This window comes from Rhodoferax sp. ZS1R8, from assembly GCF_056521325.1.
Map to the genome: position 1 here is coordinate 298,134 of NZ_JBWMBA010000002.1, position 21,839 is coordinate 319,972.

The following is a 21,839-nucleotide window of genomic DNA, read 5'->3' on the forward strand; positions in this document are numbered from 1 at the left end:
ATGGCTGATTTCAAGGAAATTTCCCCCAACGCGTCGGCAGGCGCCAAGCTCACCAACTGGTTCGAGAACCGTCTGCCCACCGCGTTTGACGCTTACAAGGTTCACATGTCGGAGTACTACGCTCCGAAGAACTTTAACTTCTGGTACATCTTCGGCTCGCTGGCCATGCTGGTGCTGGTCATCCAGATCGTGACCGGCATTTTCCTGGTAATGCACTACAAGCCGGATGCCGCCCTGGCTTTTGGCTCGGTCGAATACATCATGCGCGACGTGCCATGGGGCTGGTTGATCCGCTACATGCACTCGACCGGCGCCTCGGCGTTCTTTGTCGTTGTCTACCTGCACATGTTCCGCGGCCTGATGTACGGCAGCTACCGCAAACCGCGCGAGCTGGTCTGGGTCTTCGGTTGCGCCATCTTCTTGTGCCTGATGGCCGAGGCTTTCATGGGCTACCTGCTGCCTTGGGGCCAGATGAGCTACTGGGGCGCCCAGGTCATCGTGAACCTGTTTGCCGCTGTGCCGTTCGTCGGTCCTGATCTGGCTTTGCTGATCCGCGGTGACTACGTTGTGGGCGATGCTACGCTGAACCGCTTCTTCAGCTTCCACGTCATTGCCGTACCGCTGGTGTTGCTGGGCCTGGTGGTTGCGCACTTGATGGCGTTGCACGACGTGGGTTCCAATAACCCTGACGGCATCGAAATCAAGGCAACCAAGGACGCCAAGGGCATCCCGCTGGACGGCATTCCCTTCCACCCCTACTACACCGTGCATGACATTTTTGCGGTGTCGATGTTCCTGATGGTGTTCTCGGCTGTGATCTTCTTCGCGCCTGAGTTTGGTGGCTACTTCTTGGAATACAACAACTTTATTCCTGCTGATCCGCTGCAAACCCCGTTGCACATCGCACCGGTCTGGTACTTCACACCGTTCTATTCGATGCTGCGCGCCATCACTGACGAGATGATGATCGTGCTGGAGATCTGCACGGTAGCGGCTGCCCTGTTTGCTGTGGTCAAGTTCAAAATGCCCACCATCTTCAAGGGTGTGATCCTGGGTGCGGCCGTCGTGGTGGTTGCCATGATGCTGTCCATCGATGCCAAGTTCTGGGGCGTGGTCGCCATGGGCGGCGCGGTCGTGATCCTGTTCTTCCTGCCGTGGCTGGATTACTCACCGGTCAAGTCCATCCGTTACCGCCCCGATTGGCACAAGTACCTGTATGGCATTTTCGTCTTCAACTTTCTGATCCTGGCTTGGTTGGGCACGCAGCCACCATCTCCGATTGGCGAGCGTGTGTCTCAAGTGGGTACGCTGTTTTACTTCGGCTTCTTCCTGCTGATGCCGTGGTGGAGCCGTCTGGGTGAGGCCAAGCCCGTGCCCACCCGTGTCACCTACGCTGCCCACTGATCGAGCCGGAGATTTACGCAAATGAAAAAAATATTGTTGACTGTGATTGCGGCGCTGAGCCTGGTGGCGGGTACCGCCCAGGCCAACAGCGGTGGTATCGAGTGGGACAAGGCGCCCGACCGTTCCAATGATCTGGCTGCCTTGCAAAATGGTGCCAAGCTGTTCGTCAATTACTGCCTGAACTGCCACTCGGCTGCTTTCATGCGCTTCAACCGCCTGAAAGACATTGGATTGACTGACCAGCAGATCAAGGACAACCTGCTGTTCACGACCGAAAAGGTCGGCGACACGATGAAGTCGGCCATTGATCCCAAGCAGGCCAAGGAGTGGTTTGGCGCCAATCCTCCGGACCTGACCGTGATCGCACGTTCGCGCTCCGCACAGGGCAAGGGCAGCGGCGCAGATTACCTGTACACCTACTTGCGCAACTACTATGTGGACGAGGCCAAGCCCACCGGCTGGAACAACCTGGCCTTTCCCAACGTGGGTATGCCCCATGTACTGTGGGAATTGCAGGGCAAACGCGCGCCGGTGTACGAAACGGTGTCGAGCCATGGCCATGAAGAGCACGTATTCAAGGGCTGGGAGCAGTTGACACCCGGAACGATGAATTCGGTGCAGTACGACCAAGCGGTCGGCGACTTGGTGAGCTATATGTCGTGGATGGCTGAGCCCGCGAAAAATACCCGTTTTCGTGTCGGTTTTGGTGTGATGTTGTTCTTGTTGTTCATGACATTCATTGCGTGGCGATTGAACGCTTCGTACTGGAAAGACGTCAAGTAATACGGTCTTTTTCGCCAGCCGCCGGGCGTCCGAAGATGCCCGGTGATGGTTCCAGAGTGGGTTCGCAATGGCAACCCACTCTTTTTAATTTTTAGGAGTCTTTTGCCATGATGGTGCTGTATTCAGGAACAACCTGCCCCTTTTCTCACCGTTGCCGTTTCGTGTTGTTCGAAAAGGGCATGGACTTCGAAATCCGCGATGTGGACCTTTACAACAAGCCCGAAGACATCAGCGTCATGAACCCTTATGGCCAGGTGCCAATTCTGGTCGAGCGTGATCTGATCTTGTACGAGTCCAACATCATCAATGAGTACATTGACGAGCGTTTCCCGCACCCCCAATTAATGCCCGGCGACCCTGTCGACCGCGCCCGCGTGCGCCTGTTTCTGCTCAATTTTGAGAAGGAACTGTTTGTGCACGTGTCGACGCTCGAAGCGCGCAGCTCCAAAGGCAATGACAAGGCATTGGAAAAGGCCCGCGCCCACATCCGCGACCGCCTGACCCAACTGGCCCCTGTGTTCCTGAAGAACAAGTACATGTTGGGCGACAATTTTTCGATGCTGGACGTGGCTATTGCTCCGCTGCTGTGGCGCCTGGATTTCTATGGCATTGACCTCAGCAAGAACGCAGCGCCACTGCTGAAGTACGCAGAGCGTATCTTCTCGCGTCCGGCCTACATTGAGGCGCTGACGCCTTCCGAAAAAGTCATGCGCAAGTAACTGCCCGGCGAGCCATGATGCTAGACGCTGCAGACTCCAGCTCCACGCGCCCCTACCTGATCCGAGCGCTGTACGAGTGGTGTACAGACAATGGTCTGACACCTTTCATCGCCGTGCTGGTAGATGAAACCGTGCGTGTGCCCAATGAGTATGTCAAGGACGGCGAGATCGTGTTGAACATCAGTTTCGATGCCACCAGTTCACTGACCATGGGCAACGAGTTCATTGAGTTCAAGGGGCGGTTTGGTGGTGTGGCAAGGGACATTTATGTGCCGGTGGATCGCGTTGTCGCGATCTATGCGCGTGAGAATGGGCAAGGCATGGCGTTCCCGATGCTGGCACGGTCTGCGCCCAGCGTGCTGTCAGCCGAGTCGTCAGCGGCAACTGAGCCCAAGCCCACAACCCTGTTGACCAGTGTCACGACATCGTCCACCGACGATGGGCCCGAAGCACCCCGCCCATCCGGTGGTGGAAAGCCATCTCTGACGCGGATTAAATAACATCGCGATACATACCCGGCATTTTCATGCCGCCAAGTGATGTAGAATAGAAGACGTGCCGATTTAGCTCAGTTGGTAGAGCAACCGCCTTGTAAGCGGTAGGTCATCAGTTCGAATCCGATAATCGGCACCATTTTTTTGCTACTCTTTTTAAGGTTCTGCGCGTGGCGTCTGGACTTTAAGGCGAATAGCGCTGACCTCCCAGCCTTTTGTTCGCAAGTGTGACTCCAGGGAGGGCAGCAGTTGGCGAATTTTCGCGGCAATTGCGTTGTTGTCGAGAATCAGGCACCAGACGGTGCCTTCGATGGGGCCAGCCCGTACCGCTTGGCGCAAGCCGGCAGGTATGAGGGCCTCAATCGATTTCAGTCGAGCCGACGATTCCATTGCGAGCCCGGTGAGACGCGCCAAGGTAGGTGAATCCTGCGTTGCCTGCTGCAGCGTGAAGGATTGGTTGCGACGGTTCATGGCCTGAGTTAATGCGAAGGGATTCTGAATGCAATTGATTATCACGGATGCGTGGCTTACCAAAAGCCGTGCTTTTCACCTGAGCGGCTCCAAACTCCTGATGACCGTGATCGCTTCATCCTTTGCATTGATGCTGGTTTCGGCGGGGTTGTATCACTGGGTTTTCCTCAAGGGCGCCCGCGAAGGTTGGCCAATTATTGGCACCTTGGTGCGTTTGGTCGTCAAGGACGAAGTTGCGCAACAAGACCGTTTCATGCGCGAAAACATCGAGGTCATGGCCAGGAAGCTGGGTGAGATGCAGGCCAAGATGCTGCAATTGGAGTCACTGGGCGAGCGCGTCTCCGGTTTGGCGGGCGTCAATCCTGCAGAAATCAAGATCAAGCCGGGCCAAGGCGGCAGGCTGATTTCGGGGCGCGACCTGTCTATGCTGGAATTGCAGGCTACGCTGCAGGAACTCGATAGCCTAGCCGGTCAGCGAACCGATGTGATGACAGTGCTGGAATCCCGCTTGTTCGAGCAAAAAATCAAAAAAATGATGATTCCGACCCAGACGCCGGTGCCCAACGCCAACCTGGGCTCGAATTTTGGATGGCGTATTGACCCCATCACGGGTCGTTCTGCGCTACACACTGGTCTGGACTTCCCGGCAGCACCTGGAACAGTGATCTTTGCGGCTGCCGGTGGTGTTGTTGTCACCCAGGAATACCAGTCCGAGTACGGCAACATTCTCGAAGTGGACCACGGCAACGATTTGATTTCGCGATATGCCCATACGTCCAAGGTGTACGTCAAAAAAGGGGACCTGATCAAGCGGGGCCAGAAGATCGCCGAAGTCGGCAACACGGGTCGCTCCACCGGGCCGCACCTGCACTTTGAAGTGCTGGTGCAAGGTATCCCCCAGGATCCTCAGAAATTTCTCAACGCCGGACGCGACCTGAAGTCCATCCAGGTGGCGCGCGGTGGCATGCCGTCAGCGGCGGGTATATCGCCCCTACAAAACACATCGGCAGAAACGACGCCAAGTCAACGGTAAAATCGCCGGTTTGGTTTTCAACGGTGCAAGTTTGACCGCGCAAGCGGTTGCATTTCGCTAGAACATCCCCACTTTATCCAGATTAGAAAAAGGACTGCGCTGCGCTGTGAACCCATAGGGGGTCCAGGCCAGTCTTGCATTCATGGCCATCAATATCCTTACCAAAATATTCGGCAGTCGCAATGACCGCCTGCTCAAGCAATACCGTACCGGTGTCGCGCGTATCAATGCCCTGGAGGCGCAGTATGAGCAGTTAAGTGACGATGCGCTGAAGGCGAAAACACAGGAGTTCAAGGAACGCATCCAGAAGGGTGCCACGTTGGACGATTTGTTGCCTGAAGCCTTTGCGGTGGTCCGTGAGGGTTCCAAGCGGGTCATGAAGATGCGGCATTTTGATGTGCAGCTGCTGGGTGGCATGTCGCTGCACTACGGAAAGATTTCCGAAATGGGCACCGGCGAGGGCAAGACGCTGACGTCCACGTTGCCGGTCTACCTGAATGCATTGACGGGCAAGGGTGTTCACGTCGTTACCGTCAACGATTACCTGGCCAGCCGCGACGCGCAGTGGATGGGGCGGCTGTACAACTTCCTGGGCCTGACGGTGGGCGTCAACCAGCCACAAATGGCGCGCGAAGAAAAGCAGGCGGCCTACCGCGCTGACATCACTTACGGCACGAACAACGAATTTGGCTTCGACTACCTGCGCGACAACATGGTCTACGAAGTGGCAGACCGTGTGCAGCGTGGTTTGAACTACGCCATCGTCGATGAGGTGGATTCCATCTTGATCGATGAAGCGCGTACGCCGCTGATCATCAGTGGCCAGGCCGAAGACCACACCGACATGTACCTGGCCATTAACAAGGCCGCGCCGCAGCTGGTACGCCAGGAAGGTGAGGCCGATCCACGCACGGGTGAGGGCGTCACCAAACCCGGTGACTTCACGCTGGACGAGAAGAGCCATCAGGTGTTCCTGACCGAACAAGGCCATGAAACCGCCGAGCGCATCTTCGCTGAGATGGGCCTGATACCCGCTGGCGCGTCGTTGTACGACCCTGCCAACATCACTTTGATGCACCACCTTTACGCGGCGCTGCGGGCCAACAACCTGTACCACCGCGACCAGCACTATGTGGTGCAGCAGGGTGAAATCATCATCGTCGACGAATTCACCGGACGCCTGATGACCGGTCGCCGCTGGAGCGACGGTTTGCACCAAGCGGTCGAGGCTAAGGAAGGCGTTGCCATCCAGGCTGAAAACCAGACGCTGGCGTCCATCACCTTCCAGAACTATTTCCGCTTGTACGCCAAGTTGTCCGGTATGACCGGAACGGCGGACACGGAGGCCTACGAGTTCCAGGAGATCTATGGTCTGGAAACCGTCATCATCCCGCCTAACCGCATCAGCCGTCGCGATGACCAGCTGGACCGCATCTACAAGACCACGCGCGAAAAGTACGCGGCGGCCATTCAGGATATCCGCGAGTGCTATGAGCGCGGCCAGCCCGTGCTGGTGGGCACCACGTCCATCGAAAATTCCGAAATCATTGCGCAGTTGCTCGAGAAGGAAAAGCTGCCGCACCAGGTGCTCAACGCCAAGCAGCATGCCCGCGAGGCCGACATCGTCGCGCAGGCGGGTCGTGCCAAGATGATCACCATTGCCACCAATATGGCCGGTCGTGGTACCGACATCGTATTGGGCGGCAGCATCGCCAAGACCATCGAAGCCATAGAGGCCGACGAGACATTGGACGCTGCTGCCAAACAACAGAAGATCGAAGCCGTGCGTGCAGAATGGTCCGTCGACCACGAAAAGGTTAAGGCACTGGGCGGTTTGCGCATCATTGCGACCGAGCGCCATGAATCCCGCCGTATCGACAACCAGTTGCGCGGCCGTTCGGGCCGCCAGGGCGATCCTGGCTCCTCGCGCTTCTACCTGAGCCTGGACGATTCGCTGATGCGCATTTTCGCGGGCGACCGCGTCAAGGCCATCATGGACCGCCTGAAGATGCCCGATGGTGAAGCCATCGAAGCCGGCATCGTCACGCGCAGCATCGAGAGCGCGCAGCGCAAGGTTGAAGCCCGTAACTTTGACATGCGCAAGCAGTTGCTGGAATACGATGATGTTTCCAATGACCAGCGCAAGGTGATCTACCAGCAGCGCAATGCCATTCTGGACGCCAAAGATTTGACGGCCCAGATTGCATCGCTGCGCGAAGGCTGCTTCCAGGATCTGGCCCGCCAGTACGTTCCTGCGGAGTCGGTGGAGGAGCAATGGGATGTTGCCGGGCTACAGAAGGTTCTGACCGACGAATGGCAGATCGAGCTGGACCTGCAAAAGAAGGTCAGTGAGGCCAGTGCCATCGTTGACGAAGACCTGGTTACTGCCGTGACCCAGGCGGCCGATGCGCTGTTCGATGCCAAAGTCGAACAAGTTGGCGCTGAGAATTTCACGCAGTTCGAGCGCATGGTGTTGCTGCAAAGCATTGACACCCACTGGCGCGACCATTTGAGCGCACTGGACTATTTGCGCCAGGGTATCCATTTGCGGGGCTATGCCCAAAAGCAGCCCAAGCAAGAATACAAGCGCGAAGCCTTTGAGTTGTTCGGTCAGTTGCTGGATTCCGTGAAGAACGAGGTCACCAAGGTGTTGATGACCGTCAAGATTCAGTCGTCCGAGCAGTTGGAGCAGGCTGCCGATGAGATGGAAAGTCGCGGCGAAAGCATTGCGAACGTGACTTACAGTGCGCCTACCGAAACCGGTGAAGTTGCGACCACGGTGGACCCTGACACGATCCGCGCGGCGGGTGCCCCCCTGGGCGCCGACATGATGTTGCGCGTGGGACGCAATGACCCTTGCCCCTGCGGTAGTGGGAAAAAATTTAAACAGTGCCACGGAAAACTCGCCTGACACCCTTTGAAAGACTTTAGCGATGCCCGTCAACCTGCCCGCCCCGAACCTTGACACACTTTTCCCGATCGTAGGGGTGCGCATTGGCGTGACCGAAGCGGGAATCCGCAAGGCGGGACGCAAGGACCTGAGCGTCGTGCTGATTGATGCCGGCGCGTCGGTCGGTGGTGTCTTCACCAGCAACCGCTTTTGCGCGGCACCGGTTCAGATCTGCCGCCAGCATCTGGATGGCAAGCAGGGCGTTCGCGCCATGTTGATCAACACCGGCAATGCTAATGCCGGTACAGGTGCCGATGGACTGGCACGCGCGCACAGCACGTGCGCCGCGTTGGCGCAGAAGCTGGGAGTAGCAGCTGAGCAGATACTGCCGTTTTCGACCGGCGTCATCATGGAGCCACTGCCGAATGACCGCATCGAAGCAGGCTTGGCGGCAGCGATTGCCGACGCCAAGCCGGGCAACTGGTTGCGCGCGGCCGAAGGCATCATGACCACCGATACGGCGCCCAAGGCCTATGGCGCCACGACGGTGGTGGGCGGCAAGACCGTTCACATCACCGGCATCAGCAAGGGTGCGGGCATGATCCGCCCGAATATGGCCACCATGCTTGGCTTTATCGCCACGGACGCCTGTGTCAGCCAGCAACTGGTGCACCAGTTGGCGCTGGAGTTGGCCGAAGGCTCGTTCAACCGCGTGACCGTAGACGGAGATACGTCGACCAATGACTCTCTGGTGGTCATCGCATCTAACCAGGCCGGCCACGCTGTTATTGATTCGTTGGATAGCGCGGATGGCCAGGCGCTCAAGCAGGCCATGCTGGGCGTGGCCCGCAACCTGGCCCAGGCCATCGTGCGCGACGGTGAAGGGGCTACCAAATTCATTACGGTACAAGTAGACGGCGGGCGCGACGAGGCTGAATGCCGTTTGGCGGCCTATGCCATCGCCCACTCACCGCTGGTCAAGACCGCATTCTTTGCCAGCGACCCAAATCTGGGGCGAATTTTGGCCGCCGTGGGTTATGCCGGCATCGCTGATCTGGACCAGAGCCGTATAGAACTGTTCCTGGACGATGTGCATGTGGTAACCCAAGGCGGCCGCAAGCCCAGTTACCGCGAAGAAGAAGGTCAGCGTGTCATGCGGCAAAGCGAGATCACGATCAAGGTCGGTCTCGGTCGTGGCACTGCGAGTCAGACAGTCTGGACCTGCGACCTGAGCCACGACTACGTGACCATCAACGCCGACTACCGCTCCTGAAGCCATGGACGCGCAATGGACCGCGTTTCTGGCGCGCGCAGAGCGGTTGATGGACCGCATAGAGTCCGCGCTGCCGAATGGGCTGCAGCAGCCCGATTGGGGCGCCTCTATTGCCTTTCGCTACCGCAGACGCAGTTCGGGTCAGGGTGTGATTGCGCCCGTAGCGCACATCGGAGCCATCAGCCTGACCGACCTGAAGGAAATTGACACTCAGAAGGAAAAGATTCAGCGCAACACCGAGCAGTTTGTACACGGCTTTCCAGCTAACAATGTGTTGCTGACCGGCGCCCGCGGCACCGGCAAGTCGTCGCTGATACGGGCTTGTCTGCATGCCTACGCGGCCCAGGGCCTGCGCCTGATCGAGGTGGACAAGGCCGAGCTGGTGGACCTGCCCGATATCGTCGACCTCGTATCGCAGCGGCCCGAGAAATTCATCGTCTTTTGCGACGACCTGAGCTTTGACGAAGGTGAACCCGGCTACAAGGCCCTCAAATCCGTGTTGGATGGTTCGGTGGCGGCCGCCACGCCCAATGTGCTGGTCTACGCCACCAGCAACCGACGCCATTTGCTGCCGGAGTACATGGCCGAGAACCTGACCTATACGCATACGGCAGATGGCGAGGTGCACCCGGGCGAGGTCATCGAGGAAAAAATCTCGCTGTCCGAACGCTTTGGTCTGTGGGCGAGCTTTTACCCGTTCAATCAGGAAGAGTATCTGCAGATCGTGGCGCAGTGGCTGTCCGCCCTTGGCGTGGATGCTGCGCATATCTCTGAAGCCCGTCCCGAAGCGCTGGTCTGGGCGCTAGAGCGAGGTTCGCGCAGCGGACGCGTAGCCTGGCAGTTTGCGCGCGACTATGCCGGGCGCCACGCCACCCCAGAGCCATGACGCAGACCCCGTTGATCGCTGATCCGGATGCGGTCCGCCAGGGTGGTACGGATCGCAAGATCGTGGAGGTGGCAGTGGGCGTACTGTTCCAAGCCGATGGAGCCTTTTTGGTGACTTCGCGCCCGCAAGGCAAGCCCTATCCGGGCTACTGGGAGTTTCCGGGGGGCAAGTTGGAGGCCGGCGAGACTGTGGAGCAGGCCCTGGGGCGGGAGCTGCAGGAGGAGCTGGGCATTCAGATTGGCGCGGTCACCCACTGGAAGGTTGAGGTTGTCGACTACCCTCACGCGCTGGTGCGGCTGCACTTTTGCAAGGTGTTTGACTGGGCGGGCCCGCTGGAGATGCGGGAGGGGCAATCTTTCTCGTGGGAGCGGTTGCCGGTGCAAATGCATCCAGTGTTACCAGGGACGGTTCCCGTTTTGCAGTGGCTGGCGGAGGAGCAGGGTTTTCAGAGTGCTACACATTTAATAGCTGCTTACGCGCATCCCACGGGGGCTGCAGGCTGATTTGGCTTAGAGAATTGGGGTGAAACGGCGCTACTGCAGCGTACGGTCGTCAAGGTCTAGATCCTCCGCACTCGGCGGCGCCGCTACCCGGAAGCTCTCGCTGGCCCACGCACCAAAATCCATGTTTTTGCAGCGCTCGCTGCAGAATGGCCGAGACGGGTTGGACACGGCATAGATACTCTTCCCACCGCAACAGGGGCAGCGAACCAGCCGCTGGGGCATTGCGTCCAAGGGCGGCTTGGCGTCGTCGTTATCCGAATGCTGGCTGGCCACGGTTGTGCGCTCGGGCTTCAGGAGCACAAAGTGAGTTCAAAAGCCCCGTCTTCGTTACAAATATGCAGGCGGTCGTCGCTTTCGTGGCGCATTAGGCGGATAGACACCATCAGGCGGTTGCCGCTGATTTCGGGGATCAAGCGTAGCTCGTCCTTTAGGGACAGCCGAAGCAACTGGAAGGTTCGGCCCTGGGGCAGGTTCTGCTGGAACTGGCCGCCGACGGCAATCACTTTTTGCGGTGATCCCGAGTCGCGCAGCAACTTGAGCAGCAGGTGGATGGATTCGGCCAGCGGCGCCAGCGTCGAAGCCCAGCGCTGCAGGTCCACTTGGCGCGATGCGGTGTCGCGGTGCTGCCAGGCAAAGTAGGCGGGCAAATCAAACTCGCACGTGCCGCCAGGAATCCCAACCCGGCTGCGAATACTCATCAGCCAGTCGTTTTCGGTCAGGGCCTGGCCGGCTTTGCCAGGTTGGGCGTTCAACGCGGCGAAGCAGCGTTCGAGTTGCTGGATGATGCCGTCCAGTACACCCTCTGCAATGGCCGGGTTGCCGCGGTAGCCGTTAAGAATCTGCTTTTGCTTGTCGAGGTCTTTGAGGACATCGGACTTCAGGTCTGCACGGGCGCCCACATCCATGACTTCAAACATCGTGGCGATGGCGAAATGGTGGTCCAAGGGGTCCGTACGGGCCATCAGTTCGGACAGGCGCAGGAACAGGTGCTCCAGACGCAGATACGTGCGAATTCGCTCGTTGAAGGGGTATTCGTATAGGATCACGCTGATTTTTCCGGTGGCCGCATCATAGCCCGAACTGCGTGCCGATTTCGTGCACCTGCGCTCTAAGGCCATCAAGAGCGATGCCATCGTTAAACAGTACGGCATCAGCGGCAGCCAGCCGTTGTGCGCGAGAGGCCTGGGCGGCGATGATGCGTTGCACTTCTGCCGTCTGCAGGCCGTTGCGGGCGACGACGCGTGACAGTTGTGTTGCTTCGCTGCAGTCCACAACCAAGACGCGGTCTACAACGGAGCGCCAACGGCCGGACTCTACCAGCAAGGGGATGTCGAATACGGCGCAGGCAACGTCTGCTTCTGCGGCTTGCTGGGCCTGTCTGACCATCTCGGTACCGACGAGTGGGTGCACGATGGCTTCCAAGCGGGTTTTAGCCGTGGGGTCGGTATATACCAGGCTGCGCATCTGGACACGGTCCAGCGCGCCTTCAGGCGTCATCATGCCGGGTCCGAAGACGCTCTGAACCGCAGCCATCGCCGAGCCCCCAGGCGCTGTAGCAGCCCTTGAGATGGCGTCGGCATCTATCAGTACCGCCCCCATATCTAACAATACTGCCGCGACCGTGCTCTTGCCGCTGCCGATGCCGCCGGTCAGACCCAGTCTCAGCATGGATTCAACCGGCGACCCGGCTGAAAGGGAAGAGAAATGGAACCCACTGAACCAGAGTGTTCGTTCCAACCACAAACATCAGCAAGCCCGCGCCGGCCAGAAAAGGGCCAAACGCAAAATGGATGTCTTTGTGCGCAATGCGTCCCATCCATAGCGAGATACCGCCCAGTATGGAGCCTACGACGGAGGACAGCAGGATGATGGCAATCAGGTGTTCGGCACCAAACCATGCCCCCAGTGCGGCCAAAAGCTTGAAGTCTCCATGCCCCAGACCAATCTTACCGGTGAGATAGTGGTGCACGTGGAAAACGGACCAGAGGGAAACGTAGCCGAAAAAGGCGCCCCAAACGGCGGACTTCAAAGGAATGTTCCAGCCCAGCGCCGCGACCACGAGCCCCAGCCAGAGCAGCAGATAGTTGAGATCGTCTGGCAAGAAATGCGTATCGAAGTCGATGAGGAACAAGGCGATGAGTAGCGCGCAAAAAGTTGCCCACGCCAACGCCAACCATGTGGCGCCATATAGGGATGCTGAGAAATAGAACAGGGCACCAGTTAGCAGTTCGACCGCCGGATAGCGCAGACTGATGGGCTTCTTGCACGAGGAGCAGGCACCGCGCAGCGCGATATAGCTCAGCACGGGTATATTTTCGAACCAGCGAATCTGATGCCCGCAGTGCGGGCAGCGCGAGCGGGGTACCATCAAATTAAAGGGCTCAGCAGCAGGTGTTTCTCGTCCCGACATCTCCGCACATTCTGCTGCCCAGTCTTGCTCCATCATCTTGGGCAGGCGGTGGATCACGACATTCAGAAAACTGCCGATCAAGAGGCCCAGCACGCCGATCAGGCCGGCGTCCAGCCATTGCACGCCTGACAGCATCAAACCACTTGGCCCAATTTGAAGATCGGCAGGTACATGGCAACCACGATGCCACCGATGACGGTACCTAGAATCACAATGATGATGGGTTCCATCAGGCTGGAGATACCTGCAACCATGTCGTCGACCTCGGCTTCGTAGAAATCAGCAGCCTTGCCCAGCATGTGGTCAATAGAGCCGGACTCTTCACCAATCGCACACATCTGCAGCACCATGGAAGGGAATAGGTTGGCATTAGTCATGGCTGCGGTCAAGGCTGTGCCTGTGGAAACCTCCTGCTGGATTTTCAGCGTGCCGGACTCAAAGACACTATTGCCTGAAGCACCACCGACAGAATCCAACGCTTCGACCAAGGGCACACCTGCGGCAAACATGGTTGACAGGGTCCGCGTCCAGCGAGCGATACAAGACTTTTCGACCAATACCCCAAAGATGGGCAGCTTCAACATGACCCTATCCATGACCATTTGCATCTTCTTGTTGCGCTTCCATGTCTCCATGAAAAAATAGAGCCCGCCGCCTATGCCGCCAAAGATCAAGTACCAATACTTGACAAAAATCTCACTCATGGCGATGACGATCAGCGTAGGTGCGGGGAGTTCACCGCCAAAGGATTTGAAAACTTCCTTGAACGAAGGAATCACGAAGATCATGATGACGGCGACTACAACAAAGGCGACGACCAGCACGGATATCGGATACATCAATGCTGATTTGATCTTTGACTTGATAGCCTCTGTCTTTTCCATGTAAACCGCCAACCGGTCCAGCAATTGGTCCAAAATACCAGCCGACTCGCCGGCCTCAACCAGATTGCAATACAAGGCATCGAAGTACAGCGGAAACTTGCGAAAGGCCACATTCAGCGAGGTACCGGTTTCGACATCGGTCCGGATGTCGTTGAGCAATTTGGTTACCCGCGGGTTCGGGTTGCCACGTCCAACGATGTCAAAGGCCTGCAACAATGGCACCCCTGCCTTCATCATCGTGGCTAACTGACGTGTGAAAATGGCGAGGTCTTTAGGCTTAATGGACTTGCCCGCACTCATGCGCCGCTTTTTAATTTTTGTCGGAATCACGCCCTGGCGCCGCAGGGACGCCTTGACCTGGTTTTCACCGACTGCGCGAATCTCGCCGCGCACCTGCTTGCCGTTGCGGTCCTTGCCTTCCCATTCGTAAACAGCGTCTTTGCTGCTGTTGGTTTTTGCAGTTGCCATGAGACTCCTCTGGATTTCTTGTTATTCGTTGGTAACGCCGAGAACTTCTTCCAATGAAGTCATTCCCAGTTTGACTTTGTTCAGCCCCGATTGGCGCAAGGAGCGTACACCCTCGAGTTCGGATTGTCGGGCAATATCCAGCGAGCTACCGTCGCGCAGGATGATGCGCTGGATTTCTTCGCTGATAGGCATGACTTGGTAAATGCCGACGCGGCCTTTGTAGCCGTTATTGCAAGCAGAACATCCAACGGGCTTGTAGGGTTTCCAACTGCCATCCAGCTGGGTCTCGGTGAAACCCGCGTCGAGCAAAGCCGCACGCGGTATATCCACCTGTGTTTTGCAGGTTGGGCACAGACGCCTGGCCAAGCGTTGGGCCGTGATCAGGATTACGCTGGACGCAATATTGAACGCTGCAATGCCCATATTTCGCATGCGGGTCAGTGTGGCGGGCGCATCATTGGTGTGCAGTGTGGACAGCACCAAGTGGCCGGTCTGGGCTGCCTTGATGGAGATGTCTGCCGTTTCCAGATCCCGGATTTCACCGACCATGATGATGTCAGGGTCCTGGCGCAAGAATGATTTCAAAGCCGCCGCGAAGGTCAACCCCGCCTTTTCGTTGACGTTGACCTGGTTGACGCCGGGCAAGTTGATCTCGGACGGGTCTTCTGCCGTAGCAATGTTGACACCCGGCTGGTTCAGCAGGTTCAGGCAGGTGTACAGCGACACGGTTTTACCGGAGCCCGTGGGCCCGGTAACCAAGATCATGCCGTAGGGTCGTCCGATGGCTTTAATCAGGCGCTCTTTTTCCTCCGGGTCGTAACCCAGCGCATCGATACCCAGCTTGGCACTGCTGGGGTCCAAAATACGGATAACGATCTTTTCGCCAAACAGCGTGGGCAAAGTACTAACCCGGAAATCGATGACGCGGTCTGGCCCCACCTTGAGTTTCATGCGTCCGTCTTGCGGGACCCGCTTTTCGGAAATGTCCATTCGCGAAATCACCTTGATACGCGAGGCCAGCTTTTCCTTGATGGCGATGGGCGGCGATGCGATTTCGCGCAATTCGCCGTCAATGCGAAACCGCACCCGGTATGTCTGTTCGTAGGGTTCGAAGTGCAAGTCCGAGGCGCGCATACTGAACGCGTCCATCAGCATCTTGTGCAGAAAGCGCACCACCGGTGCGTCTTCGACTTCAGATGTGTTGGCCTGACCATTGTCGATAACCGCCTCTGCCGCTGCTTCATCGAATTCAAAGTCGCCGCCAATAATGTCTTCCATCGCCTCTGTGGCGGTGGTGGCACTGGCATCGACCAGTTTTGACAGTTTGTCGTATTCCGCGATAACCCAGTCGACCCCCATCTGGGTCGAAAACTTAATCTTTTCCGCCGCGGCTTGGTCCGATGGGTCGGCCGTTGCAACAATGAGACGGTTGCTGCGTTTGCTCAGCACCACTACGCGGTAGGCGGTGCAGATTTTGCTGTCCAGCAGGCCTTTGGGTAGCCGGTTAGTGTCTACGGCGTCCAGATCCAGCAAAGGTGCTGCAAAGGCGGCCGACAGCGTGTGAGCCAGGTCAGCGGCCGACACAGCGCCGGAGCTCATCAGTTCGGCAATAAAGCTGTTCTTGCTGGCCAACGCTTTGCGGTAGAGGTCTTCTGCGGATTTTTGACCCAGCTTACCTGCCGCGATCAACGCCCGACCCAGCCCCGGCAGGGCTATGGTTTGGTTGTCACGTTGTATGGGGTCAATAGTGGCCATGAACCAATGGGATAAAGCGTTAGGGGAAAGACCGAAGCATCATCGCTGATTGCAAGGGCAATGTAAATGAATTGAGATGAATGTTACCTTGCCTCGGCCCGTTTCCCCAGGCGCCTGTGCTACCCTTTGTGCTATGTATCCTAGAGCACTCGTTTCATGAATTCAATAGAGCGCACGGCGCCAGACAGTATCATTTCCGTCGTTCTGTGTGGTGGCAGTGGTACACGGTTGTGGCCCTTGTCACGCAAGGCCTTACCCAAACAGTTTGTACCCTTGGTCCAGGGCGTCAGCCTATTGCAGCTGACGATGCAGCGTGCCGCGCTGTTAGGCCCCGAGCAAATCATTGTGGCCAGCGAGGACCACCGCTTCCTGGTACAGGACTGCGCGGATGCAGCCCATGTAAAGGGCACCATACTGCTGGAGCCCGTCGCACGCAACACCGCCGCAGCCATGGCCAGCGCTGCACTGAACGCGCCAGCAGATGCTTTGTTGCTGTTTCTGCCGGCAGACCACCACATTCCGGATACCGCTGCGTTTGCCCAGACGATACGCGCGGGTGTTCCCGCGGCGCAGGCAGGGTCGATCGTGACTTTTGGCGTACAACCCAGTTTCCCCAGTACGGCCTATGGTTATATCCAGCAGGGCGAGTCACTGGAGAGGCAGGGCGGCGCCCATGCCGTGCAGCGCTTTGTTGAAAAACCCGATGCCGCGCGTGCGCAAGAGTTGTTGCTGGCCGGAGGTTACTTCTGGAATGCCGGGATTTTCCTGGTACGGGCAAGCACCTTGTTGGCTGCCTTACAGACCCATGCACCCGACATCTTGGCTGCCTGTAGGCAGGCCGTGGAACAGCAGACCGCAGATGGAAACTTCCGCCGTCTGGGGGCCCAAGCATTTGCGGCCTGCCGATCGGACAGCATCGACTACGCAGTGATGGAGAAGGCCGGCAATGTCGCGGTGCTGCCATTCGCCGCAGCATGGAGCGATGTGGGGAGCTGGAACGCTGTCGCCGAATTGTCCGAACCCGATGCGCAAGGCAACCGTATCCACGGTCAGGGCCATGCAGTGCAGGCCAGTGAGACCTTTATCCATGCCACGCACCGCCCCGTCGTGGCACTGGGAACGCACAAGCTGCTGATCATTGACACGGCCGATGCGGTGTTGGTGGCCCATGTAGACCATGCCGAAGAGGTAAAGACCGTGGTTGCCAAACTGGAAGCCCTGGGCGTGCCGCAGGCCCTGCACCACCGCCATGTCGCCCGCCCGTGGGGAATGTACGACAGTGTGGACGCTGGTGAGCGCTTCCAGGTCAAGCGTATTGTGGTCAAGCCGGGGTCCTCACTCAGCCTGCAAATGCACCACCACCGCGCCGAGCATTGGATTGTGGTCAGTGGGACGGCCGAGGTGACGAATGGTGACAAGGTCATGCTGTTGACCGAAAACCAGAGCACATACATCCCCCTTGGCCAGATTCACCGCTTGGCGAATCCTGGCAAAGTGCCTCTAGAGATCATTGAGGTTCAGTCGGGTTCTTACCTGGGCGAGGACGATATCGTGCGCTTGGAAGACACTTACGGCCGGACGGTAGCACCTGCGAAGTCTGAATAGGGGAATTGGTCGGGGTGAGAGGATTCGAACCTCCGGCCTCTACGTCCCGAACGTAGCGCTCCACCAGGCTGAGCTACACCCCGTGTGTAGACTTGCAATGCGGTCCAAAATCAGTGATTTCGGTCCAGCAACTGCGATGCCAAGTGTACCAAACAGTCCCTGTGCTGGCCCTGTGGTAGTCGCTGTGCAGCGGCAACGGCGCGCATGGCTTCCTGCTGTGCGGCAGTGCGGGCAACGTCAAGGGCCCCGGTCTGTCTGACGATGGCGATAACGGCGTCAAGCATGGTTACATCACCGGTTTCTATCGCCTGCTGAATGGTTTCGCGTTCACGTGTCGTGCCCCGCTGCATGGCGGCGATCAGCGGCAGCGTGGCTTTGCCCTCGCGCAGGTCGTCGCCCAGATTTTTTCCCATGATGGCGGCGTCGCCGGTGTAGTCCAGCACGTCGTCGATGACCTGAAAGGCTGTACCCAGCGCCTGACCGTATTCGGCGCAGGCCTCTTCCAGTGAAGGATTCGCGGCCGACAATATGGCGCCGACGCGGGCGCTGGCTTCGAACAGTTTGGCCGTCTTGGAACGGATGACCTGCAGGTAGCCGGCTTCATCCAGCCCGGCGTTGTGCATATTCATCAGTTGCATGACCTCACCTTCGGCGATGATGTTAGTGGCATTGGCCAGCACTTCCATGATGCGCATGCTTTGCGTGTCGACCATCATCTGGAAGGCGCGGGAATACAGGAAATCACCTACCAGCACGCTGGCGGGGTTGCCGAATTTGGCGTTGGCGGTAGGGTTGCCGCGGCGCAACGCCGAGTCGTCGACCACGTCGTCGTGGAGCAGCGTAGCGGTATGTATGAATTCCACCACCGCGGCCATATTGAAGCGTTGCACGCCTTTGAAGCCCAGAGCGCCACAACATAAAAGCAGCAGCGCTGGGCGCAGGCGTTTGCCGCCGGCCGAAATGATGTACTGGGAGACGCTGCCCACCAGGGGCACGCCGGAGTCAAGTCTGCGTGCGATCACCTGGTCGACCTGGAGCATGTCCTGTTCGACGATGGAGAGACCATGGGACGCGCCGGTTGTAGTGGCTTGCAAGGCAGTAGGACCGTTTATTAGTTGTCGAATTGTATAGAGGCCGGCCCGGGCCTTTGGTGCACGCACGCGCAATTTGACGGTTTTAGCCTCCAATGTTATACTCATGGGCTCTGCGAAAATTCGTTTGCAGAATCTCACATTGAAGAGGTCAATATGTACGCGGTCATAAAAACCGGCGGTAAGCAATATCGGGTTGCTGCTGGCGAAAAAATTAAAGTAGAACAGATTGCTGCGGATGTAGGCCAAGAGATTGTGTTTGACCAGGTTCTGGCTGTCGGAAACGGCGCTGAACTGAAGGTTGGCACTCCCTTGGTGTCCGGCGCAACTGTGACAGTTACAGTACTGTCTCAGGGCAAGCACGACAAAGTGCGCATTTTCAAGATGCGCCGTCGCAAGCACTATCAGAAACGTCAAGGTCACCGCCAGCTGTTCACAGAACTGCAAATCGGCGCCATCGTAGGATAAGGTCATGGCACAGAAAAAAGGCGGCGGCTCTACGCGAAACGGGCGCGATTCCAAGCCCAAAATGCTCGGCGTGAAGAAATTCGGCGGCGAATTGGTTAGCGGTGGCGCGATCATCGTGCGCCAGCGCGGCACCAAGTTCCACCCCGGCACCAATGTCGGCATCGGCAAGGATCACACCTTGTTTGCCCTGACAGAAGGCCATGTTTCTTTCACCACCAAGGGTGCATTGAACAAACATACGGTGAACGTAACTGCAGCCTGATCTGCGGTGACTCTTCCCAAGAAACCCTGCGCTGTACCAGCGCGGGGTTTTTGTTTTCAGCGCACAGCATTTAACGTCTTTGCGCGAAGTGAGCCTATAACGCAACCCGCAAACGGGTTGTCATCTGCGAAAATAGCACCATGAAGTTCGTCGACGAAGCCTATATTGATATCTCTGCTGGAGACGGCGGGGCCGGCTGCGTCTCGTTTCGGCATGAAAAATACAAAGAGTTTGGCGGCCCCAATGGCGGCGACGGCGGCCGTGGTGGCCACGTGTTCGCGGTGGCGGACCCCAATCTCAACACCCTGGTCGATTTCCGCTTCTCGCGCCGGCACGACGCCAAGCGCGGCGAACACGGCATGGGCTCCGACATGTTTGGCGCTGCGGGTGACGACATCACACTCAAGATGCCGGTCGGCACCATCATCACCGACGCCGAAACCGGCGAAGTGCTGTACGAGCTGCTCAACCCGGGCGAGGTGATCACCATCGCCAAGGGCGGTGACGGTGGCTTTGGCAACCTGCGTTTCAAGAGCGCGATCAACCGTGCACCACGCCAGAAGACGCCCGGTTGGCCCGGTGAAAAGAAGAGTCTCAAGCTCGAACTGAAAGTGCTGGCCGATGTCGGTCTGCTGGGCATGCCCAATGCCGGCAAATCCACCTTCATCACCGCTATTTCCAATGCGCGTCCGCGTATTGCCGACTACCCGTTCACCACGTTGCACCCCAACCTGGGTGTCGTGCGCGTTGGCCCGGAACAAAGCTTCGTCGTTGCCGATCTGCCCGGTTTGATCGAGGGCGCGTCCGAGGGCGCTGGCTTAGGACATCTTTTCCTGCGCCACCTGACCCGTACCCGTTTGCTGCTGCACATCGTGGACATGGCCCCCTTTGATGAAGGCGTTGACGTCGTCGCGCAAGCCAAGGCCATCGTCAACGAACTGAAGAAGTACGACACCGATTTGTACAAGAAGCCGCGTTGGCTGGTGTTGAACAAGCTCGACATGGTCGATAACGACGAGCGAGCCGCCCTGATCAAGGACTTTGTGAAGCGCTTCAAGTTCAAGGGCCCGGTGTTTGAAATTTCCGCCCTGACGCGCGAAGGTTGTGAGCCTCTGGTCAAGGAAATCTACAAGCACGTCAAGGCGCAACAGGTGGCAGAACAAACGCCCGAGGTCATAGACCCGCGCTTTGTGAACACCCCCGACGCATCCGACGCCTAAAAATTTCACTATCAAATTAGTAGCTGCCCACGCGCTGCTGACGGGGGCTACAGCTCCAAATGGTAAATATTTCCAGTTCTACGGTGTTGCGTGATGCCAAACGAGTGGTGGTCAAGGTGGGTTCCAGCCTGGTAACCAATGACGGCCAAGGTTTGGACGAAGTCGCCATTGGCGAATGGTGCCGCCAGATGGCCCACCTGATGCGCGATGGGCGCGAGGTCATCATGGTTTCCAGCGGCGCCATCGCCGAAGGCATGAAGCGCCTGGGCTGGTCGGTACGGCCCAAGGCCATCCAGGAGCTGCAGGCCGCTGCCGCGGTGGGCCAAATGGGCCTTGCGCAGATGTACGAGACCAAGCTCAAGCTCAACGGTCTGGGCAGCGCCCAGGTATTACTGACCCACGCGGACCTGGCCGACCGCGAACGCTACCTGAATGCCCGCTCCACACTGCTGACACTGCTCAAGCTGGGCGTTGTGCCGGTCATCAACGAGAATGACACGGTCGTCAACGACGAAATCAAGTTTGGTGACAACGACACACTAGGCGCTCTGGTCGCCAACCTGGTCGAGGCCGACGCCTTGGTGATCCTGACCGACCAAAAAGGTCTGTTCACCGCCGATCCGCGCAAAGACCCAGCCGCCGAATTTGTGTACGAAGCGCGGGCCGGCGATGCTGCACTCGAAGCTATGGCCGGCGGCGCAGGATCGAGCATCGGCCGGGGTGGCATGATTACGAAGATCTTGGCAGCGAAGCGCGCTGCGGGGTCTGGCGCGTCCACCGTCATCGCCTGGGGCCGCGAGCCTGATGCGCTGATCCGCCTCACACAAGGCGAGGCTATCGGCACTTTGCTGGTGGCCCAAACGCAAAAACAACAGGCCCGCAAACAGTGGATGGCCGATCACCTGCAAATGCGCGGGGCGGTGTTCGTGGACGACGGTGCCGCCACCAAGGTGCGTGCCGAAGGCAAAAGCTTGTTGCCCATCGGCATGGTATCGGTGGAGGGGGACTTCTCACGCGGTGACGTGATTGCGGTGCGCGATGCCAGCGGCAGCGAACTGGCCCGGGGACTGGCCAACTACTCTAGCTCCGAAGCGCGGCTGTTGTGCCGAAAGCCGTCTGCCGATATTGAAAAATTATTGGGCTATGCCGCCGAGCCAGAAATGTTGCACCGCGACAACTTGGTGCTGACCCGCTAGGTAGGCGCCGTCTCAGGGCACGCC

General features: G+C 58.2%; 22 protein-coding genes and 2 tRNA genes. 15 read left to right on the forward strand and 9 right to left on the reverse strand.

Annotation, left to right across the window (positions count from 1 at the left end):
* From AC097P_RS07455 to AC097P_RS07475, 5 genes are all read left to right on the forward strand, one after another.
* Positions 1-1,404, forward strand: a complete 1,404-nt coding sequence (locus AC097P_RS07455) for a cytochrome b (protein ID WP_479609762.1) — start codon at positions 1-3, stop codon at positions 1,402-1,404.
* Positions 1,405-1,425: 21 nt separating this feature from the next.
* A complete protein-coding gene (locus AC097P_RS07460; protein WP_479609763.1) occupies positions 1,426-2,187 on the forward strand; it encodes a cytochrome c1 in 762 nt (253 codons plus the stop codon).
* A 107-nt stretch (positions 2,188-2,294) separates the two neighbouring features.
* Positions 2,295-2,906 carry a glutathione S-transferase N-terminal domain-containing protein gene (locus AC097P_RS07465; RefSeq protein ID WP_209394657.1) on the forward strand — a complete coding sequence of 204 codons (612 nt, stop codon included), beginning with the start codon at positions 2,295-2,297 and terminating at the stop codon, positions 2,904-2,906.
* Positions 2,907-2,923: 17 nt separating this feature from the next.
* Positions 2,924-3,406, forward strand: a complete 483-nt coding sequence (locus AC097P_RS07470; RefSeq protein ID WP_479609764.1) for a ClpXP protease specificity-enhancing factor — start codon at positions 2,924-2,926, stop codon at positions 3,404-3,406.
* A 57-nt stretch (positions 3,407-3,463) separates the two neighbouring features.
* Positions 3,464-3,539: transfer RNA gene (locus AC097P_RS07475), tRNA-Thr, on the forward strand.
* 17 nt (positions 3,540-3,556) lie between these two features.
* Here the strand turns inward: AC097P_RS07475 and AC097P_RS07480 are convergent.
* Positions 3,557-3,871 carry a hypothetical protein gene (locus AC097P_RS07480; RefSeq protein WP_479609765.1) on the reverse strand — a complete coding sequence of 105 codons (315 nt, stop codon included), beginning with the start codon at positions 3,869-3,871 and terminating at the stop codon, positions 3,557-3,559.
* Positions 3,872-3,899: 28 nt separating this feature from the next.
* Here AC097P_RS07480 and AC097P_RS07485 point away from each other — a divergent pair, with 28 nt between their 5' ends.
* The 5 genes from AC097P_RS07485 to AC097P_RS07505 all read left to right on the forward strand — a co-directional run bounded on the left by AC097P_RS07485 (position 3,900) and on the right by AC097P_RS07505 (position 10,456).
* On the forward strand, positions 3,900-4,904 hold the full coding sequence (locus AC097P_RS07485; protein WP_479609766.1) for a M23 family metallopeptidase: 1,005 nt from the start codon (positions 3,900-3,902) through the stop codon (positions 4,902-4,904).
* 142 nt (positions 4,905-5,046) lie between these two features.
* Complete coding sequence (secA, locus tag AC097P_RS07490) at positions 5,047-7,815, forward strand: preprotein translocase subunit SecA (protein WP_479609767.1); 2,769 nt, start codon at positions 5,047-5,049, stop codon at positions 7,813-7,815.
* Positions 7,816-7,837: 22 nt separating this feature from the next.
* Complete coding sequence (gene argJ, locus AC097P_RS07495; RefSeq protein ID WP_479609768.1) at positions 7,838-9,067, forward strand: bifunctional glutamate N-acetyltransferase/amino-acid acetyltransferase ArgJ; 1,230 nt, start codon at positions 7,838-7,840, stop codon at positions 9,065-9,067.
* Positions 9,068-9,071: 4 nt separating this feature from the next.
* Positions 9,072-9,953: an ATP-binding protein gene (locus AC097P_RS07500; protein WP_479609769.1), complete on the forward strand. Its 882-nt coding sequence runs from the start codon at positions 9,072-9,074 to the stop codon at positions 9,951-9,953.
* Positions 9,950-10,456: an NUDIX domain-containing protein gene (locus tag AC097P_RS07505; protein ID WP_479609770.1), complete on the forward strand. Its 507-nt coding sequence runs from the start codon at positions 9,950-9,952 to the stop codon at positions 10,454-10,456. Before AC097P_RS07500 ends, AC097P_RS07505 begins: the two co-directional genes overlap by 4 nt.
* 30 nt (positions 10,457-10,486) lie before the next feature.
* On the opposite strand, the gene AC097P_RS07510 is transcribed toward AC097P_RS07505, so the two are convergent.
* The 6 genes from AC097P_RS07510 to pilB all read right to left on the reverse strand — a co-directional run bounded on the left by AC097P_RS07510 (position 10,487) and on the right by pilB (position 15,973).
* Entirely contained in the window at positions 10,487-10,678 is a 192-nt protein-coding gene (locus AC097P_RS07510) for a DNA gyrase inhibitor YacG (RefSeq protein ID WP_479610423.1), read from the reverse strand.
* Positions 10,679-10,746: 68 nt separating this feature from the next.
* Positions 10,747-11,502, reverse strand: a complete 756-nt coding sequence (gene zapD, locus AC097P_RS07515) for a cell division protein ZapD (RefSeq protein ID WP_479609771.1) — start codon at positions 11,500-11,502, stop codon at positions 10,747-10,749.
* A gap of 22 nt (positions 11,503-11,524) precedes the next feature.
* Positions 11,525-12,124 carry a dephospho-CoA kinase gene (gene coaE / locus AC097P_RS07520; protein WP_479609772.1) on the reverse strand — a complete coding sequence of 200 codons (600 nt, stop codon included), beginning with the start codon at positions 12,122-12,124 and terminating at the stop codon, positions 11,525-11,527.
* A 4-nt stretch (positions 12,125-12,128) separates the two neighbouring features.
* Complete coding sequence (locus AC097P_RS07525; protein ID WP_479609773.1) at positions 12,129-13,001, reverse strand: prepilin peptidase; 873 nt, start codon at positions 12,999-13,001, stop codon at positions 12,129-12,131.
* Entirely contained in the window at positions 13,001-14,218 is a 1,218-nt protein-coding gene (locus AC097P_RS07530) for a type II secretion system F family protein (RefSeq protein WP_479609774.1), read from the reverse strand. Before AC097P_RS07530 ends, AC097P_RS07525 begins: the two co-directional genes overlap by 1 nt.
* 21 nt (positions 14,219-14,239) lie before the next feature.
* A complete protein-coding gene (pilB, locus tag AC097P_RS07535) occupies positions 14,240-15,973 on the reverse strand; it encodes a type IV-A pilus assembly ATPase PilB (protein ID WP_479609775.1) in 1,734 nt (577 codons plus the stop codon).
* A 156-nt stretch (positions 15,974-16,129) separates the two neighbouring features.
* Here pilB and AC097P_RS07540 point away from each other — a divergent pair, with 156 nt between their 5' ends.
* Positions 16,130-17,578 (forward strand): mannose-1-phosphate guanylyltransferase/mannose-6-phosphate isomerase, encoded by a 1,449-nt coding sequence (locus AC097P_RS07540; protein ID WP_479609776.1) that lies wholly within the window; start codon positions 16,130-16,132, stop codon positions 17,576-17,578.
* 6 nt (positions 17,579-17,584) lie between these two features.
* On the opposite strand, the gene AC097P_RS07545 is transcribed toward AC097P_RS07540, so the two are convergent.
* Both AC097P_RS07545 and AC097P_RS07550 read right to left on the reverse strand, forming a co-directional pair.
* Positions 17,585-17,661 (reverse strand) — tRNA-Pro (locus AC097P_RS07545).
* Between the two features lie 27 nt (positions 17,662-17,688).
* Entirely contained in the window at positions 17,689-18,618 is a 930-nt protein-coding gene (locus AC097P_RS07550; protein ID WP_479610424.1) for a polyprenyl synthetase family protein, read from the reverse strand.
* Between the two features lie 207 nt (positions 18,619-18,825).
* Here AC097P_RS07550 and rplU point away from each other — a divergent pair, with 207 nt between their 5' ends.
* The 4 genes from rplU (at position 18,826) to proB (ending at position 21,815) form a co-directional block, all read left to right on the forward strand.
* Entirely contained in the window at positions 18,826-19,137 is a 312-nt protein-coding gene (gene rplU, locus AC097P_RS07555) for a 50S ribosomal protein L21 (protein WP_295773804.1), read from the forward strand.
* 4 nt (positions 19,138-19,141) lie between these two features.
* Positions 19,142-19,399: a 50S ribosomal protein L27 gene (gene rpmA, locus AC097P_RS07560; protein ID WP_209394672.1), complete on the forward strand. Its 258-nt coding sequence runs from the start codon at positions 19,142-19,144 to the stop codon at positions 19,397-19,399.
* 140 nt (positions 19,400-19,539) lie between these two features.
* On the forward strand, positions 19,540-20,619 hold the full coding sequence (gene cgtA / locus AC097P_RS07565) for an Obg family GTPase CgtA (protein ID WP_479609777.1): 1,080 nt from the start codon (positions 19,540-19,542) through the stop codon (positions 20,617-20,619).
* A gap of 59 nt (positions 20,620-20,678) precedes the next feature.
* Positions 20,679-21,815 (forward strand): glutamate 5-kinase, encoded by a 1,137-nt coding sequence (proB, locus tag AC097P_RS07570; RefSeq protein ID WP_479609778.1) that lies wholly within the window; start codon positions 20,679-20,681, stop codon positions 21,813-21,815.
* Positions 21,816-21,839: the final 24 nt, after the last annotated feature.

Bases quoted from the DNA above. Each gene is read 5' to 3' on its own strand.
- AC097P_RS07525 (WP_479609773.1), bottom strand. From the start codon at position 13,001: ATGCTGTCAGGCGTGCAATGGCTGGACGCCGGCCTGATCGGCGTGCTG.
- AC097P_RS07470 (WP_479609764.1), top strand. From the start codon at position 2,924: ATGCTAGACGCTGCAGACTCCAGCTCCACGCGCCCCTACCTGATCCGA.
- AC097P_RS07480 (WP_479609765.1), bottom strand. From the start codon at position 3,871: ATGAACCGTCGCAACCAATCCTTCACGCTGCAGCAGGCAACGCAGGAT.
- coaE (WP_479609772.1), bottom strand. From the start codon at position 12,124: ATGCTGAGACTGGGTCTGACCGGCGGCATCGGCAGCGGCAAGAGCACG.
- rpmA (WP_209394672.1), top strand. From the start codon at position 19,142: ATGGCACAGAAAAAAGGCGGCGGCTCTACGCGAAACGGGCGCGATTCC.
- pilB (WP_479609775.1), bottom strand. From the start codon at position 15,973: ATGGCCACTATTGACCCCATACAACGTGACAACCAAACCATAGCCCTG.
- secA (WP_479609767.1), top strand. From the start codon at position 5,047: ATGGCCATCAATATCCTTACCAAAATATTCGGCAGTCGCAATGACCGC.
- rplU (WP_295773804.1), top strand. From the start codon at position 18,826: ATGTACGCGGTCATAAAAACCGGCGGTAAGCAATATCGGGTTGCTGCT.
- AC097P_RS07530 (WP_479609774.1), bottom strand. From the start codon at position 14,218: ATGGCAACTGCAAAAACCAACAGCAGCAAAGACGCTGTTTACGAATGG.
- AC097P_RS07550 (WP_479610424.1), bottom strand. From the start codon at position 18,618: ATGCTCCAGGTCGACCAGGTGATCGCACGCAGACTTGACTCCGGCGTG.
- AC097P_RS07540 (WP_479609776.1), top strand. From the start codon at position 16,130: ATGAATTCAATAGAGCGCACGGCGCCAGACAGTATCATTTCCGTCGTT.
- argJ (WP_479609768.1), top strand. From the start codon at position 7,838: ATGCCCGTCAACCTGCCCGCCCCGAACCTTGACACACTTTTCCCGATC.
- AC097P_RS07500 (WP_479609769.1), top strand. From the start codon at position 9,072: ATGGACGCGCAATGGACCGCGTTTCTGGCGCGCGCAGAGCGGTTGATG.
- AC097P_RS07455 (WP_479609762.1), top strand. From the start codon at position 1: ATGGCTGATTTCAAGGAAATTTCCCCCAACGCGTCGGCAGGCGCCAAG.
- AC097P_RS07510 (WP_479610423.1), bottom strand. From the start codon at position 10,678: ATGCCCCAGCGGCTGGTTCGCTGCCCCTGTTGCGGTGGGAAGAGTATC.
- AC097P_RS07465 (WP_209394657.1), top strand. From the start codon at position 2,295: ATGATGGTGCTGTATTCAGGAACAACCTGCCCCTTTTCTCACCGTTGC.
- AC097P_RS07485 (WP_479609766.1), top strand. From the start codon at position 3,900: ATGCAATTGATTATCACGGATGCGTGGCTTACCAAAAGCCGTGCTTTT.
- AC097P_RS07505 (WP_479609770.1), top strand. From the start codon at position 9,950: ATGACGCAGACCCCGTTGATCGCTGATCCGGATGCGGTCCGCCAGGGT.
- AC097P_RS07460 (WP_479609763.1), top strand. From the start codon at position 1,426: ATGAAAAAAATATTGTTGACTGTGATTGCGGCGCTGAGCCTGGTGGCG.
- cgtA (WP_479609777.1), top strand. From the start codon at position 19,540: ATGAAGTTCGTCGACGAAGCCTATATTGATATCTCTGCTGGAGACGGC.
- proB (WP_479609778.1), top strand. From the start codon at position 20,679: ATGGTAAATATTTCCAGTTCTACGGTGTTGCGTGATGCCAAACGAGTG.